This is a genomic window from Microbacterium sp. RU33B (assembly GCF_900155915.1).
Lineage (GTDB): Bacteria > Actinomycetota > Actinomycetes > Actinomycetales > Microbacteriaceae > Microbacterium.
On the sequence record NZ_FTPO01000001.1, the window covers coordinates 1,953,402 to 1,967,621 of the forward strand.

The window sequence follows — 14,220 nt, forward strand, 5'->3', positions numbered from 1 at the left end:
GTGCCCTGTCGGGCTGCCCCCGGCACTCCATCGGATGAGGGAGTCGCGGCGACGGATGCCGCGGCCGGTCGACTCACACGCCGGGCAGTGGGCCAAGTCTAGGGCACTCGGCATCCCCGCCCCGGAATGCGCGCGTCACACTATGTCGACGCGCACGTGCCGTTCTGCTGCAAGGCGGGGTCGCTCGCGATCCGCCCGTCGATGTCGAGTCCCGCGACGAGCGCGTCACCCTCGACGGTCGCCGAGGTCAGCGTGATCCCGGCCGGGATGTACTGCGCGATGCACACCGACCAGTCGCGCAGGACGGCATTGGAGAGGATGCCGAACTGTCGCTTGAGCTCGTCGGAGGTGACGTCTGCGCCGGCGAGCTGGAGCGACGCGGGGGTCAGGACGAGCGATCCCTCTTCGGATGCGCTCGGAGTGAGGCTCACCCCGATGGGGAACGTGGCACCGAAGATCGTCAGCTCGATCGACATCGTCACGTCGGGCTCGTCCAGGCCGAGCGACTCCGCCGGGAATCCCTCGACGGTCGCCATCAGCCCGCGCAGCTCCGCCTCGTCGAGGGTGACGGTGGCGGATGCCGCATCCGCCTCCACACCGTCGCGGAAGCCGATGCCCTGCGCCGAGACGGCGATGTCGCCCACGAGGGAGCCGAAGGCGACGTCGTCGGAGGCGATCGCGATCTCGTCGAACCGCCCGCCGATCAGCTGGGGGATGACGGCGCCGTCGATGTCGACCTGCACGACCTGGTCGCTCGGGAGGGCGAGCTGGGTCACGACCTGATCGCGGATCGTCTTCTCCACGATCCCGCGGGCGATCCACTCCCCCAGGAACCACGCGCCCACCGCGAGCGCCACGACGACGACGGCCGCGACGATCCACGGCCACGGGCTCCGCCGCCGGGGCTCCGCCGCCGACTCGGTGAGCATCCAGTCCGGCAGCGGCGTCGTCGGCTGCGTGTCGCCCGCGCTCATGCGCCTACATCCGCTCCGGCGCGGAGACGCCGAGGAGTCCGAGGCCGTTGCGCAGCACCTGTCCCGTGGCGGTGTTGAGCCACAGCCGCGTGCGATGCAGCGCCTCGACGGGCTCGTCGCCGAGCGGGATCACCCGGCAGTTGTCGTACCAGCGGTGGTAGAGCCCGGCGAGCTCCTCGAGGTAGCGGGCGACGCGGTGCGGCTCGCGCACCTCGGCGGCGTGCGCCACGATCCGCGGGAACTCCTGGAGCGCGCCCAGCAGAGCGGACTCGGTCTCGTGCACGAGCAGCTCGGGGGCGAACTCCGAACGGTCGACTCCGGACGCCGCGGCGTTGCGCCCCACGTTGTGGGTGCGCGCGTGGGCGTACTGCACGTAGAAGACCGGGTTGTCGTTCGTGCGCTTTTGCAGCACGTCGAGGTCGACGTCGAGGTTGGAGTCGGTCGAGCTGCGGACGAGGGCGTAGCGCGCGGCATCCACTCCGACGATCTCGACGAGGTCTTCCAGGGTCACGACCGTGCCCGCGCGCTTGGACATGCGCACCGGCTGCCCGTCCTTGACGAGGTTGACCATCTGGCCGATGAGGATCTGCAGATTGACGCCCGGCTCGTCGCCGAACGCCGCCGTCATCGCCATCAGTCGCCGCACGTAGCCGTGGTGATCCGCCCCCAGCATGATGATGCAGCGGTTGAACCCGCGCTCGCGCTTGTCGAGGTAGTAGGCGAGGTCGCCCGAGATGTAGGCGGCTTCGCCGTCGGATTTGATGACGACGCGGTCCTTGTCGTCGCCGAACTCGGTGGTGCGCAGCCAGGTCGCGCCGTCGGCCTCGAAGATGTGGCCGAGTTCGCGCAGGCGCGCGACGGCGTGGTCCACGGCGCCGGAGTCGTGCAGGTGGTTCTCGTGGAAGTACACGTCGAAGTCGACGCCGAACTCGTGGAGGCTCGCCTTGATCTCCTCGAACATGAAGTTCACGCCCAGCTCGCGGAAGGCCTCCTGCTGTGCCGCAGGATCGAGCGCGTCGATGTCGCCGTCGTAGGCGAGAGCGACCCGGCGGGCGATGTCGACGATGTAGCCGCCGCCGTAGCCGTCTTCGGGGGTCGGGTCGCCCCGGTGGGCGGCCACGAGGCTACGGGCGAAGCGGTCGATCTGCGCACCGTGGTCGTTGAAGTAGTACTCCTTCGTGACCGATGCGCCCTGCGAGACGAAGATCCGCGCCAGCGAGTCGCCGACGGCCGCCCAGCGGGTGCCGCCGAGATGGATCGGTCCGGTGGGGTTCGCGGAGACGAACTCGAGATTGATGACCTCGTCCGCCCGGGCGGTGCCGGTGCCGAACGCGGCACCGGCGTCCACGATCTGCTTCGCCAGGGCACCGGCGGCGGCCGCGTCGAGGCGGATGTTGATGAACCCGGGGCCTGCCACCTCGACGCTCGCGACACCAGGAGTGGCGGCGAGCTGGGTGGCGATCTCGCCCGCGAGCTCGCGCGGGTTCGTGCCGAGGTTCTTGGCGAGCTTCATGGCGGCGTTGGAGGCCCAGTCGCCGTGATCGCGGTTCTTGGGGCGCTCCAGCGGGAAGTCGGCGGCGCTCAGCCCTTCGGACGCGCCGGGTCGACGCGCCTCGGCGAGCGGGGCGATGACGGCGAGCAGGGCTTCAGCGAGGGCATCCGGGTTCATGGCCCGTCAAGTCTACGGGCGCGCATCCGCGCATTCCGTGCGAGCCCCTCGGTCGCGGAGCTCGTGAAGGGGTCAGGCGATCTGGACGAGCTCGAACGAGTCGTCGGCAGCGGGATCGTCGAACAGCGACGTCTCGAAGCCCTCGTCGGCGGTGGAGTCGGGGATGACGGCCGCATCGACGTGCATGCGCTGCAGGCCGACGTAGCCGCCGTGGTAGCTGAGGAACGCGCAGTCGGCGGCGTCGCGGCCCGTCGCGATGCGCACGAGGGAGCGGCGGTTGGAGAGGCGGGTGGCGTCGATGACGTACCAGCTGCCGTCGAAGTACGCCTCGGCGACGGCGTGGAAGTCCATGGGGCGCAGGCCCGGGGCGAAGCAGGCCGCGTAGCGGGCGGGCATGTCCATCGCCCGCAGCAGCGCGATCACGACGTGCGCGTAGTCGCGGCAGACGCCCTGGCCCGTCATGAGGGTCGTGACGGCGCTGTCGGTGCCGTGGCTGAGGCCGGGCGTGTAGGTCGTGCTCGAGGCGACGAAGTCCGACACGGCGGCGATGAGCTCGTAGCCGTGCAGGCCCTTGAACTGACGACGCGCCTGCGGGAAGACCTCGTCGGACTGGCTGTAGCGGCTCGGACGCAGATAGGTGATGGCCTCGAGGTCGCTCGTGCGGCTGAGGGATGTCTGGCCCTCGACCGTCGCCTCGTACCGCACGTGCAGGAGACCCGCCTCGCCCTGGAGACGGTGCAGGCGGCTGCCGGACTGGTCGACGATCTCGGTCGGGGTGTAGACCCGCTCGCCCTGCGTGAACGTCAGCTCCTCGCTCACGACCGGCACGTGCTGGGCCGCCGTGATCTGGAAGATGAGGTCGATCGACGCCCCCAGTTCGAGGTCGAGTTCGGCGGTCACGAGGCGTTGCACCGAAGTATCCTCGCACGCCGGACGCCGTGCTCGGAACGGCCTGTCGACAACCGTGAGAAAGCGGGCCGGAACGGGCCCGCGACCTGTCCGGAACCGCAGGATGACGGCATCCGGACCGACGTGATCTACCCTCTATCCATGCATGCGCACGGACGCCTCCGCGCACGGCGTCCGTGGCTCGTCCTCGCGGGTGCCGTGCTGGTCGTGGCTGCCGTCGCGACCGTCGGATTCCTCCGGCCCTGGAGCGCGCCCGCGGCGACCACCGCGCCGGCAGCGGTGGCGCAGTCGGCGCCCCTCGCCCCGGCCGCCCTCGCCCTTCCCGAGAGCCCCCGCGTGCTCGTCTTCGGCGACTCGTGGGTGTACGGCTCGGCGGCGATCGAACCGACGCTCGGCTTCGCGTACGTCGCGGGCGCCGACCTCGGGTGGGATGTCGTCGTCGACGGCGTCCGCGGAAGCGGCTACCTCAAGCCGGGTCTCGACGGCCCCGCCTACGGCGAGCGCATCGCCGCCCTCGACCCGACCCTCGATCCCGACCTCGTCATCATCGAGGGATCGATCAACGACCGCCGCCTCTACCCCGCCGGCTACCGCGAGGCCGTGACGGCCGCCTGGGACGCGCTGGCGGCGACCTACCCCGACGCGGCGATCGTCGTGCTCGGCCCGTCGCCGCAGGTGCTGCCCGTGCAGAAGGCGACGGCGCGCATCGACCGCGACCTCGCCGAGCTCGCGGGCGACCGCGGCTGGTGGTACATCTCCCCTGTCACCGACGGATGGATCACCGACGCGAACTACGCGACGGTCATCGACACGTCCGAGCTCGGCCGGAACCACCCCTCGACAGAGGGACACGCGTACCTGGCGGAACGTCTCGGCAAGGCGCTGGCGGCGATCTCCGGAGAGACCGGCATCGTGGCCGACGCGCCGCTCGGGGGAGATCCGCTGCTGCCCTGATCGCGCGTGCCCGTGCGGATGTGCCGACAGGCGGAGACATCCCCATGAACCCGCCTGTCGACGCCTTCGACGCTACGAAGGAATTCCGGACGAGGTGGGCGCCGGGGCGCGGATGCCGTAGCCGGAGGGCGAAGTGCCGTGCGCGCGGGATCTCGCGGCATCCGTCCTCCCCGCCTTCTGCGTAGTCGGACCATCCGGACTGCGTAGCGGTCGATCGGACCGCCGCCCCGTCAGGCGACAGCGTCCTGGGCGAGGAGGAACGCCTTGACATCTGCTCGGCGATGCAGGCCCGCTTTGCGCAGCAGACGGTTGATGTGGGACTCGACCGTGCGCACCGACAGCACGAGCGCCTCGGCGATCACGGCGTTGGTCAGACCCGCCGCGACGAGCTCGGCTACCTCGCGTTCGCGGGGCGTCAGCGTGACGCGCGGCTCCGAGGTGTCGACCGCCACGGTCTCCAGGCGCCGTCGCAGCTCGGCGAGGCGCACCCCGGCGCCGGCCGATGCGGCGGGCGTCTCGTCGCTGTCGAGCATGCGGAGCGCGATCCCGCTGAGCGCGAGCGCCTCCCGACCGCGGCCGCGCTCCTCGAGCACCGCGATGTGGTCTACGACGGCCTCGCCGTCGCGGGAGACGAGCGCGTCGACGAAAGCCGCCTGCCGTACCACTCCCGGCGCTGCGATCTGGGAGATCCGGGGCTTCAGCCGCTCCCACTCCGCGGGGTCGGGCAGGTACAGCATGCCCTCGAGGTACGCATAGGCGGCCGAGAGCAGCGCTCCCCGATCCCATAGCGCGTCGCCGCTCTCGATGCTGCGGGATGCCGCAGCCTCCGGTCCGTCTTCGACGAAGGCGAGCCGCGCGTACGCCATCCCGCTGTTCTGACCGAGGAAGGGTCCGTCCGACAGGCCCGCCGCGTCGATCTCGGCGAGCAGCTGCTCCATGAGACCGCGCTGCCCGCGCCGGGCCGCCGACTCTGCGGCGAGGATCTTCAGACCCGTGTACGACAGGGCCGGGAACGGCGCGGGAAGCCCCAGGAACGAGGACTCGCTGACGAGCCGCTCGGCGTCGTCGTGTCGACGGTCCATCGTGGCCGTGAGAGCCGCGAGGAAGGCGTAGACCCGGATGAGCGGGGCATCGAACGCCTTCTGCGCGTCGGCCAGGCCTTCGCCGGCGATGCGGGCGGCGACCGACATCCGCTCCCCTACGACGTGCGCGAGCACCGCCACCGCGTCGGCGAGCGGATCGGGACCGCCCTCCAGCCGACGAAGCTCTGCGAGCACGCCGTCGGCCTCCTCGTGGGCGCCGCGCGCGAGCAGCCAGAACCCCCGACCCCGCAGGACGAGGGCGCGCGCCCGGCGGGACATTCCGGATGTGTCGAGATCGGCGAGAGGGTCTGCGTCGGGCACGGTGAGGAACGACACCTCGAGCTCCGCCGCTCGTGCGAGCAGGATGCCTCCCTCTCGAGGCATCCCCGCGGCGCGCTCGCGCAGCTCGGCGACGGCCGCGGCCGGCTCGCGCCCGCGGATGGCGCGCCGGGCGAGACGTGCGACGTCCCACTCGGCCCGTTCGCGTTCGGTGCCCACCAGGCCGTGGGCGGCGGCCACGAGCGCGGTCGCCTCGTCGTCGTCATGGGCGCCGTCGACCTCCAGCGCGGTGAGCAGATCGGTCGCCGTGCGCAGGCTCGGTGCGGCCTGCCAGGCCTCGCGGGCCTGCAGGGTGCGCCGGCGGGTGTGCTCGTGCACGAGGCGCACGAACGCCGCCGAGTCGTGCGCCGTCGTGCCGCTCCCGTCGCCGGGCGCAGGGCCTGTGGAGAGCAGGTCGTCGATGCGGGCGAGGAGCTGCGCGTGCCGGCCGGGAAGGGAGTCGTGGCGGAAGTGCTCGACCAGCAGAGGCGGGTGGATCGAGACGGTCCGACTGCCTCCGACCTCGACGACGCTCAGGAACGAGCGCTCCTCGAGTTCGCCGATGCGGTCGAGACCGACCGCCTTGGCCGCGGTGGAGAGCTCGGCCGGTCCGAGGAGCGCGAGCACTTCGAGCGCCTCGACGGCCTCACGCGACAGCGGCGCCAGGACGACCTCGGTGAGGTGGCGCAGCGCAGGGCTCCACAGCGACCCTGCGGCCGTGCCGACCCCGTCCACCACGACGAGGTGACCTGCGCGCTGCGCGGAGTCCACCACCGCGCCGGCCAGGCCGATGTTGCCGCCGGATTTCGCGAAGACACGACTGAGCGTTCCCGGCTCGATCCGGAATCCGACGTGGGACTGCAGGGCGGCCTCGAGCTCTCCGTACGCCATCGGAGGCAGGCGCATCGCGTACGTGGTCGTGAATCCGCCGGCTGACACCGCGTCGGACTTGCGGGTACGGTGCACCAGGCGCGACGACAGCACGGGCGTCATCGCGGAAGTCTGGACGGTGCGGATCACGCCGGCGGAGAAGTCGTCGAGGTCGTCCGCGTCGTCGACGACGATCAGCGTGCGTCCCGGGGTGATCGCGTCGCGCAGACTGCGGACGGATGCGGCGATCGACGTCGGGCGACTGTCGTGGAGTTCTCCCACCCCCGCTACCGCAAGGGCGACCATCGGCGTCTGTGCGAAGGCGGGGAGCCCGGTGACGGTGATCGTGCGCCACCCGATGCCGATGAAGTGGTCGCCCACCCGCCGCAGGAAGTGGGTGCGGCCGCTTCCGTGCTCCCCCACGATGTCGAGGCTGCGGCCGCTGTGGAGCACATCGACGGCCGACAGGAACAGCTCCTGCCGAGTACCCATCCGCAGAACCCTTCTCGCCCCGGCCGACCCGCCGGCGCGCTCCGGAGGAGGGTCAGCGGTACGGCACGGCATCCTCGACTCGCGGCATCTGCGTAGTCGTACGCACCGTACACCCGTCAGTGGGGCGGAATCGAGGGGTCTGCCCGCGATCGCGCGGTCCGTGGCCGAGGACGCGGAGGTCGGCCACGACGCCGAATCACGACGGCGCGTGCTTCGCGGCGACGTTCCCGAGCTCTTCCGCGCGCGTCTCCAGCCGCTGCGCCGCCTCTCGCAGATAGCGCTCGATGACGTCGCGCTCCTGGTCGCTGAAGTCCGTCGCAAGGTCGTCGAGCGCCGTGAACAGGGGCTCGAGCTCGCCGAGGATCCGCCCGACCGTCTCGCTCTGGGGCACGAGCGAGACTCGTCGACGGTCCGCCTCGTCGCGCGCGCGCAGGATGTGACCGGCCCGCTCGAGCCGATCTGCGAGCTCCGTGGCCGAGCCCGTGCTCATCCCGAGACGCTGACCCAGTTCGACCGGACCGAGGTGCGAGCCCTCGCTGTCCATGATGTGACCCATCGCCTCGTAGTCGGTCGGACGCAGACCCATGCGAGCCGCCAGCGCATGATCGAGCTGCGCCGCAGCGCGGTTCACGGCGCGCAGCGCCCACGACAGTTCGTCGGCTCTCATGCGCCCGCGCTCGATCGCCTCGGCGGAGCGCGCGTCGGACTCTCGCCGCCCGCTGATCCCATCCATGCGGACATCCTACTTGACATTTAGCTCCGTAAACTAAACACTCGGAAACGGAACTAATAATCCGATCTGGAAGGGTCCCCCGATGTCCTCCTTCTCCGGCTCCACGCCCGACCTCTCGCCGAGCCGGCTGCGCGCGCTCTTGATCGTGCTCTGCGCGGCGCTCGCCCTGGTCGTCGCGGGCAACTCGGCGCTCGCGATCGCCCTGCCCGACATCGCCGCAGACCTCCGTGCCGACCAGTCGCAGCTCACCTGGATCATCGACGCCTACGCGCTGACGTTCGCTGCACTGCTTCTGACCGCCGGCCTGGCTGCCGACCGCGTCGGCCGACGCACGATCCTGGTCATCGGCCTCGTCGTCTTCGGCGGGGCGAGCGTCGCGTCGGCGTTCTCGCCCGATCCGGAGTGGTTCATCGCCCTCCGGGCGCTGTCGGGTGTCGGAGCGGCCGCGGTCTTCCCGGTGACCCTGTCCGCGCTCGTCGACGCCTATCCGGAAGAGCGCCGAACCTTCGCGATCGGAGTGTGGTCGGGGGTGAGCTCAGCAGGTGCCGTCGCGGGCACGATCATCTCGGGGGGTCTGCTCGAGGTCTTCTGGTGGGGAAGCGTGCAGCTGCTCTTCGGTGGCGTCGCGCTCGCGCTCATCGTGCCGGTGCTCTCCCTCGTCGCACAGAACCGCAACCCCGCCCTCTCGCTCGATGTCGTCGGCGCCGTGTGGTCGGTCATTGCACTGGGCGGGCTCGTCTTCGGCATCGTCGAGGGTCCGCAGCGCGGATGGCTGGATGCGCTGACACTGTCGGCACTCGCCGTGGGATCGGCGGGCTTCGTGGCATTCGTGGTCCACCAGCTGCGCGCCCGAGTGCCGTCACTCGATGTACGGCTCTTCAAGAATCGAGGGCTGGCCGCCGGTGCGACCATCGTCACGATCCAGTTCTTCGCATCGCTCGGTTTCTTCGTGCTCTCGCCGCAGTACCTGCAGATCGTGCTCGACTACAGCCCGTTGGGAGCCTCCCTCGCGCTGCTGGTCGTACCCCTCGGCGTCGGGGCTGGAATCGGCGCCTCGGCGGCCCTCGCGAAGCGATTCGGGGCGCGTGTCCCCGGCTCCCTCGGTCTCCTTCTGATGGGTGTCGGGTTCGCCGTGTTCGGCCAGGGGCTCCTCGGAGGGTTGGAACCCTCGCTCTGGGTGCTCGCCGGAGGCGTGCTCGTGTTCGGCGTCGGCTTCGGCATGGGCATCACCCCCGGAACCGAGCTGATCATCGAGGGCCTCCCGGCCGAACGACGCTCCGTCGCGAGCGCCGTGAACGACATCACCCGGGAGGTCGGCGGCGTGCTCGGCATCGCCGTGCTCTCGAGCATTCTGGTCGCCTTCTACCGGGACGAGATCGCACCGGCGCTGGAAGGGCTTCCGACCGAGGTGCGGGATGCGGCCGACAGCGGTGCGGGTGCCGCGTTGGGCATCGCGGAGGCGTTCGGACCGCAGGGCGATGCGCTCGCCCTCGCCGCCCGAGAAGCCTTCGCGGTCGGACTCAGCGCGTCGATGTTCGTCGGAGCGGTGGTCCTGGCCGTCGCGGCCGCGATCGTCGTCATCGTCGCCCCGGGCCGCCGGGCAGCGGTCGGAGCTCCCGCCGGTCGGGATGCCGCCATCAGGACCGCAGAGAAGTGAGCAGATAGCTCCGCACGGCGGGGTTCGCGGTCAGCCCGATCGCACGCTCCGCCGCCGCCCTGGCCACCGGTCGGTCGCCCTCCGCCAGAGCGAGTCGTGCTCGGCACACCCAGTAGGGCTGATGCGACCGGACCGTCTCCGCGGGCAGGGAGTCGAGAAGCGTGCGCGCCTGGGCCGTCTCGCCGGCCGCGAGAAAGGCGGCCGCGGCTCCGATCGTCGCCCCCGGTGACGGGGCGATCTGCAGCAGCCCGCGGTAGAGCGCGAGGAGGGCCGAGGCATCCGGTTCGCGATCGTCGGCGCGCGACGAGTGCAGCGCACTGATCGCCGCCTCCAGCTGGAACCGTCCGATGCGCCCCATGGTCGCGGCGCGCCGCAAGTGCGCGTCGGCAGACGCACGGATGGTGCGCGACCACCGCGACGTGTCCTGCTCGGCGAGCGGCACGAACGCGCCGTCCACGATCCGTCCACCCCGCCGGCTCTCGGTGTGCAGCATCAGCGCCAGCAGGCCCCACACCTCAGGCTCGGTGGGCAGGAGCTCGGCGAGGACCTCGGCGAGCCGGATGGCCTCCGCCCGCAGGGCGGCGTCCCGCTCGTCCTCGACGTCGGCGATCGGGTCGGCCAGCCCGTATGCGCCGTAGACGGCCTGCAGCACGGCGTCCAGCCGCGGCGCGAATGCCTCCGGCTCGGGCACATCGAAGCGGAGGCCGGCGTCGCGGATCTTCGCCTTGCTGCGGCTGAGGCGCTGACCCATGGTCGCGGGGGGAATCAGGTAGACGGATGCGATGCGCGCGGCGTCGACCCCGAGCACCGCCTGCAGCATCAGGGGCGCGTGCATGCGCGGATCGATGGCGGGATGGGCGCACACCATGAGCAGGACGAGCCGATCGTCGACCGCTGCGGCGTCGGAGGACGGCGCCGGCGCGACGCGATCCTCGAGGTCTTCGGGAGCGACCGAGACGGTTCGCGCCCCGGATCTCAGCGCGCTCATCGCCTGGTTGCGCGATGCGACGCGCAGCCATGCCTCGGGCGACTCAGGGACGCCGCCCGCACGCCAGGCCGTCACGGCGGATGCGAACGCGGCCGCCACCGCATCCTCCGCGAGCTGCAGGTCGCCGGTGCGCCGGAACAGCCATCCCACGAGGCGCCCGAAGGATGCGCGATGCGCATCCTCGAGCGCCTCGTCGGCGGCCAGGTCGGTCACGGTGACGGAGTCACCCCATCGGAGGGAGGATCGGCCGCACCTCGACACTGCCGTTGACCGCCGCCGGGCACCGCGCAGCCCATTCCATGGCGGCGTCGAGGTCGGGGACATCGATGAGGAAGATCCCTCCGAGATGCTCCTTCGCGTCGGCGAAGGGTCCGTCCTGCACGCTCGTCGCGCCGCCTCGCGTGCGCAGCGTGGTCGCCGTCTGCGGCGGCTGGAGACCTGCCGCCGCGGTCATGACTCCGCTCTGCCCCAAGGCGGCGACGTAGCTCGCCCACGAGGCCCAATACGAATCGGCGAGCGCGGGATCGGTGCGGGCCTCGTAGTCGGCGTCTGCTTCGACGGCCAGGATCGCGTACTGCATGATGTCTCCTCCTTGTGATGATCATGTCTGCTCGCGCCGGGGTGGCGCATCAGGGAGACGCACAGGAAGCCTCCATTTCGACAAAGTCGCCGAAAGGCCGCTCGGGGCGCTGCTGTCGCACCGACACCGAGACCTCCGTGGCGTCGATCCACCGGCGCACGCGTCCGTCGTCGGCCACCGAGATGCCCGTGTGCGACGGTGCACGCGAGGTCCAGGAGAGGTCGTCGAACCCCGCGACGAGGCCGACGGTCGCCCAGAGATCGGCGTCGGCCAGACGGTCGGCGATCACCGTCATCGACGCGACGCCGCGCGCGGGAGACCCGGTGCGGGGGTCGATGACGTGCGCGCCCCGCTCTGCGGATCCGGATGTCGCGACCGCGCCGTTGCGCACCGGAACGGTGGCCACCAGCCGTGTCCGATCGCGCGGATCGGCGATGCCCACCCTCCAGGTCCCCTCCGCCGCGTCGGCCGTGAACAGCTGCAGATCACCGCCGGCGCCGATCCCGGCGGCGCGCACCCCGGCGCGTCCGCACAGCGGCTCGAGGTACCGTCGCGCGGCGCGCTCCACAGCCCATCCCTTCACATAGCCGGTGGGATCGAATCCGCCCGCCCAGTGCGCGCTGAAGAGACCCCGCGACTCCGACTCGGCACGCTCGCAGGCATCCGCTACCTCTCGCACGGAAGGATCGGCGTCGTCGATCCCGATCTCGCCGCGGTTCATGCGGGTGATGTCGGAGTCCGACCGATACGTCGAGAAGATCCGCTCGACGTGCCGCAGCTCGTCGAAGCACGACTCCGCAGCGCGGTCGAACGTGAGCTCGTCGGTGTCGCCGACGACGTGGATGCTGACGACGGTTCCCATGGTCGTCGCGGTCCGCACCCGACGGCTCTCGGGCCGCCTGGCAGCGGCGCTCATGCGCTCGCCTGATCGAGGGCGCTCTGCAGCGACTGGACGTAGCCTTCGCTCGTGAACGTCGCGCCCGAGACCATGTCGATGTCGGCGCTCTGCGCATCGGTGGTCTCGCTGATGAGCGTCGGCAGCGCGCGCTCGTTGATCTGCCGGTCCCTCGAGTTGCTGCTCGGGTACTCCGGCACCTGTACGTCGGCGATGCGGCCTCCGGAGACGGTGATCTGCACCTGCACGGGACCGTACCGCGTGTTCACCGCGCTGCCGGTGTAGCTGCCGTTGACGAGACCGCCGGTCGCCGTCGCGGTGCTGTCGGTCGTCGTGGCGGCGTCCGTGCTGGTCGCCGCATCCGGCGCGGAGCTTGCGCTGGAGTTCGGTGTCGCAGAGCCCGCCGCGGCGCCGGTCGCGGCGTTCGAGGACGCGGACGCATCGATGAGAGCGGTCGCGGAGACCGCCTCGTGCGACGTGCGGTAGCCGAACAGCAGCACGATCCCGCTGAGGGTCGCGAGGAGCGAGTAGAGGATCTTCTTCACGGTGGACTCCTTCCGAGGCACCTAGAGCGAGAACGCTTCGGTGTGGATGCGGGCCGACGGGATGCCTGCTGCCCGCAGGTCGGCGCGGACGGCCCGCATCCAGACGTCGGGCCCGCACACGTACACGTCGACGTCGGTCGCGTCGCCGAGCAGATGCCGGAACACGTCCGGACCGCGCCACGCGCTGTGCGAGGCCGGAAGCCAGGCCGCGCCCGTGCCCGCCGCGGCGCGGTGTCCGTCCAGCGCGACGTGGCGGAGGCCGCGGGTGCGGACGAGGTCGGCGATCGCCTCCCGTCGGATGCCGTCCGCGGAGACGCCGTCACGGGTGAGCAGGACGGCCGCACCGGGATCGTACGACTCCCCCTCGAGCAGGGAGACCAGGGGCGCGACACCGGCGCCCGCGCCGATCATCAGCAGTCGTCTGCCGCCGCGGGCCGCGCCGGTCATGAGGCCGTACGGGCCCTCGACGAGCACGCGCGTTCCCGGCTTCATCCCCGCCAGGCGCGCCGTGCCGTCACCCGCGAGACGCGCCGAGACGACGAGCTCGCCCCGCGCGGGATCGGCGGACAGCGAGAACGGATGCCCGCGCGACCACCCGGGACCGTCGAGGAAGCGCCACACGAAGAACTGTCCGGGCTGAGCGCCGAGGCGCTCGAGACGGCGGCCGCGCATACGCACCGTCACCCCTCGATCGCCGTCGCGTTCGACGGAGGCGACGCGGATGCCGTGCCGGACCGACCGCAGGATCGGGAGAAGGATGCGGAACACGATCACCGCCGCGGCTGCGGCCCCCCACAGCCCCCACCAGTACGCCGTCGCGGCGGGCGAGGAGAGGAAGTCCGCGCCGGTCCACAGCTGGTGCGGAAGAGCCACCCCCACGCCGAGGTAGGCGTAGAGGTGCAGAAGGTGCCAGGACTCGTAGCGGAGCTTCCGCCGCGCGCGGCGGATCGACGTGGCGGCGACGCCGATGACGAGCACGGTTCCCGCGGTCGCCAGCAGCATCCCTGGGTAGTCCCAGACGAACTCCCACAGCTGCACGAGAGGCGCGATCCCGGCGTCGGCGGCGTAGCCGAAGACGAGCAGGACGATGTGCGCGAGCATGAGCCACACCGACCAGAATCCGACGAGGCGATGCATCCGCGTGAGCGCATCGCGGCCGAAGCCGCGTTCGAACAGGGGCACGCGCGCCATCAGCAGCACCTGGTACAGCAGAAGGTTGGAGGCGACGAGCCCCGTCAGCCGTCCGAGCGCATCCAGAGACGAGGCGTCGAAGGCGAGGAGCGCATCGACTCCCCCGCCGATCACCCAGAGCCACGCGACGAACACGCTCGTGACCCAGATCGTGAGCGTCGCTGCGAGGTTCCACGCGGTCGCCCGGCGACGGCGCGAGGCCTGTGTCCGGCTCCGCGACGCGGGTTGCGCACCCACCGTACGGCCGAGTGCCCCCGACGCGAGCGTCCCGGCGTCGCCGAAGGAGCTCGTGGGATGCGGTGCGATGAGCGAGTTCATCCTCGTGGTCTCCGATTCATTGCTCGCCTCCGGCGGCAGCCGCCG

At 71.3% G+C, this 14,220-nt stretch carries 12 protein-coding genes; 2 read left to right on the forward strand and 10 right to left on the reverse strand.

What is annotated here, in order from left to right; all coding sequences use genetic code 11:
- Nucleotides 1–140: 140 nt before the first annotated feature.
- The 3 genes from B0B14_RS09470 to B0B14_RS09480 all read right to left on the reverse strand — a co-directional run bounded on the left by B0B14_RS09470 (nt 141) and on the right by B0B14_RS09480 (nt 3,555).
- A complete protein-coding gene (locus B0B14_RS09470; RefSeq protein WP_076681140.1) occupies nt 141–974 on the reverse strand; it encodes an LmeA family phospholipid-binding protein in 834 nt (277 codons plus the stop codon).
- Between the two features lie 4 nt (nt 975–978).
- Nucleotides 979–2,643, reverse strand: coding sequence for an arginine--tRNA ligase (gene argS, locus B0B14_RS09475; RefSeq protein WP_076681141.1), 1,665 nt, complete (start codon nt 2,641–2,643; stop codon nt 979–981).
- A 72-nt stretch (nt 2,644–2,715) separates the two neighbouring features.
- Nucleotides 2,716–3,555, reverse strand: coding sequence for a transglutaminase-like domain-containing protein (locus tag B0B14_RS09480; RefSeq protein WP_076681142.1), 840 nt, complete (start codon nt 3,553–3,555; stop codon nt 2,716–2,718).
- 138 nt (nt 3,556–3,693) lie between these two features.
- On the opposite strand from B0B14_RS09480, the gene B0B14_RS09485 reads away from it, so the two are divergent.
- Complete coding sequence (locus B0B14_RS09485; protein WP_083710426.1) at nt 3,694–4,506, forward strand: SGNH/GDSL hydrolase family protein; 813 nt, start codon at nt 3,694–3,696, stop codon at nt 4,504–4,506.
- Nucleotides 4,507–4,736: 230 nt separating this feature from the next.
- On the opposite strand, the gene B0B14_RS09490 is transcribed toward B0B14_RS09485, so the two are convergent.
- On the reverse strand, nt 4,737–7,268 hold the full coding sequence (locus B0B14_RS09490; RefSeq protein WP_076681143.1) for a helix-turn-helix domain-containing protein: 2,532 nt from the start codon (nt 7,266–7,268) through the stop codon (nt 4,737–4,739).
- A 196-nt stretch (nt 7,269–7,464) separates the two neighbouring features.
- Entirely contained in the window at nt 7,465–8,001 is a 537-nt protein-coding gene (locus B0B14_RS09495; protein ID WP_076681144.1) for a MarR family transcriptional regulator, read from the reverse strand.
- Between the two features lie 82 nt (nt 8,002–8,083).
- On the opposite strand from B0B14_RS09495, the gene B0B14_RS09500 reads away from it, so the two are divergent.
- Entirely contained in the window at nt 8,084–9,658 is a 1,575-nt protein-coding gene (locus B0B14_RS09500) for an MFS transporter (RefSeq protein WP_076681145.1), read from the forward strand.
- Here the strand turns inward: B0B14_RS09500 and B0B14_RS09505 are convergent.
- From B0B14_RS09505 to B0B14_RS09525, 5 genes are read right to left on the reverse strand one after another with little or no spacing between them, the layout of a single operon-like run.
- A complete protein-coding gene (locus B0B14_RS09505) occupies nt 9,639–10,859 on the reverse strand; it encodes an RNA polymerase sigma factor (RefSeq protein ID WP_076681146.1) in 1,221 nt (406 codons plus the stop codon). The two genes, B0B14_RS09500 and B0B14_RS09505, sit on opposite strands and share 20 nt — an antisense overlap.
- Nucleotides 10,860–10,869: 10 nt before the next feature.
- Nucleotides 10,870–11,226 (reverse strand): YciI family protein, encoded by a 357-nt coding sequence (locus tag B0B14_RS09510; RefSeq protein WP_076681147.1) that lies wholly within the window; start codon nt 11,224–11,226, stop codon nt 10,870–10,872.
- Between the two features lie 49 nt (nt 11,227–11,275).
- A complete protein-coding gene (locus B0B14_RS09515) occupies nt 11,276–12,142 on the reverse strand; it encodes an FAD:protein FMN transferase (RefSeq protein ID WP_083710430.1) in 867 nt (288 codons plus the stop codon).
- Complete coding sequence (locus B0B14_RS09520) at nt 12,139–12,666, reverse strand: FMN-binding protein (protein WP_076681149.1); 528 nt, start codon at nt 12,664–12,666, stop codon at nt 12,139–12,141. The genes B0B14_RS09515 and B0B14_RS09520 overlap by 4 nt, the downstream gene beginning before the upstream one ends.
- Before the next feature lie 21 nt (nt 12,667–12,687).
- Nucleotides 12,688–14,175 carry a ferredoxin reductase family protein gene (locus B0B14_RS09525; RefSeq protein WP_083710432.1) on the reverse strand — a complete coding sequence of 496 codons (1,488 nt, stop codon included), beginning with the start codon at nt 14,173–14,175 and terminating at the stop codon, nt 12,688–12,690.
- Nucleotides 14,176–14,220 lie beyond the last annotated feature (45 nt).

What these genes read in the sequence shown, in the direction of transcription:
- B0B14_RS09510 (WP_076681147.1), bottom strand. Translation starts at nt 11,226, where the DNA reads ATGCAGTACGCGATCCTGGCCGTCGAAGCAGACGCCGACTACGAGGCC.
- B0B14_RS09515 (WP_083710430.1), bottom strand. Translation starts at nt 12,142, where the DNA reads ATGAGCGCCGCTGCCAGGCGGCCCGAGAGCCGTCGGGTGCGGACCGCG.
- B0B14_RS09495 (WP_076681144.1), bottom strand. Translation starts at nt 8,001, where the DNA reads ATGGATGGGATCAGCGGGCGGCGAGAGTCCGACGCGCGCTCCGCCGAG.
- B0B14_RS09470 (WP_076681140.1), bottom strand. Translation starts at nt 974, where the DNA reads ATGAGCGCGGGCGACACGCAGCCGACGACGCCGCTGCCGGACTGGATG.
- B0B14_RS09500 (WP_076681145.1), top strand. Translation starts at nt 8,084, where the DNA reads ATGTCCTCCTTCTCCGGCTCCACGCCCGACCTCTCGCCGAGCCGGCTG.
- B0B14_RS09525 (WP_083710432.1), bottom strand. Translation starts at nt 14,175, where the DNA reads ATGAACTCGCTCATCGCACCGCATCCCACGAGCTCCTTCGGCGACGCC.
- argS (WP_076681141.1), bottom strand. Translation starts at nt 2,643, where the DNA reads ATGAACCCGGATGCCCTCGCTGAAGCCCTGCTCGCCGTCATCGCCCCG.
- B0B14_RS09485 (WP_083710426.1), top strand. Translation starts at nt 3,694, where the DNA reads ATGCATGCGCACGGACGCCTCCGCGCACGGCGTCCGTGGCTCGTCCTC.
- B0B14_RS09490 (WP_076681143.1), bottom strand. Translation starts at nt 7,268, where the DNA reads ATGGGTACTCGGCAGGAGCTGTTCCTGTCGGCCGTCGATGTGCTCCAC.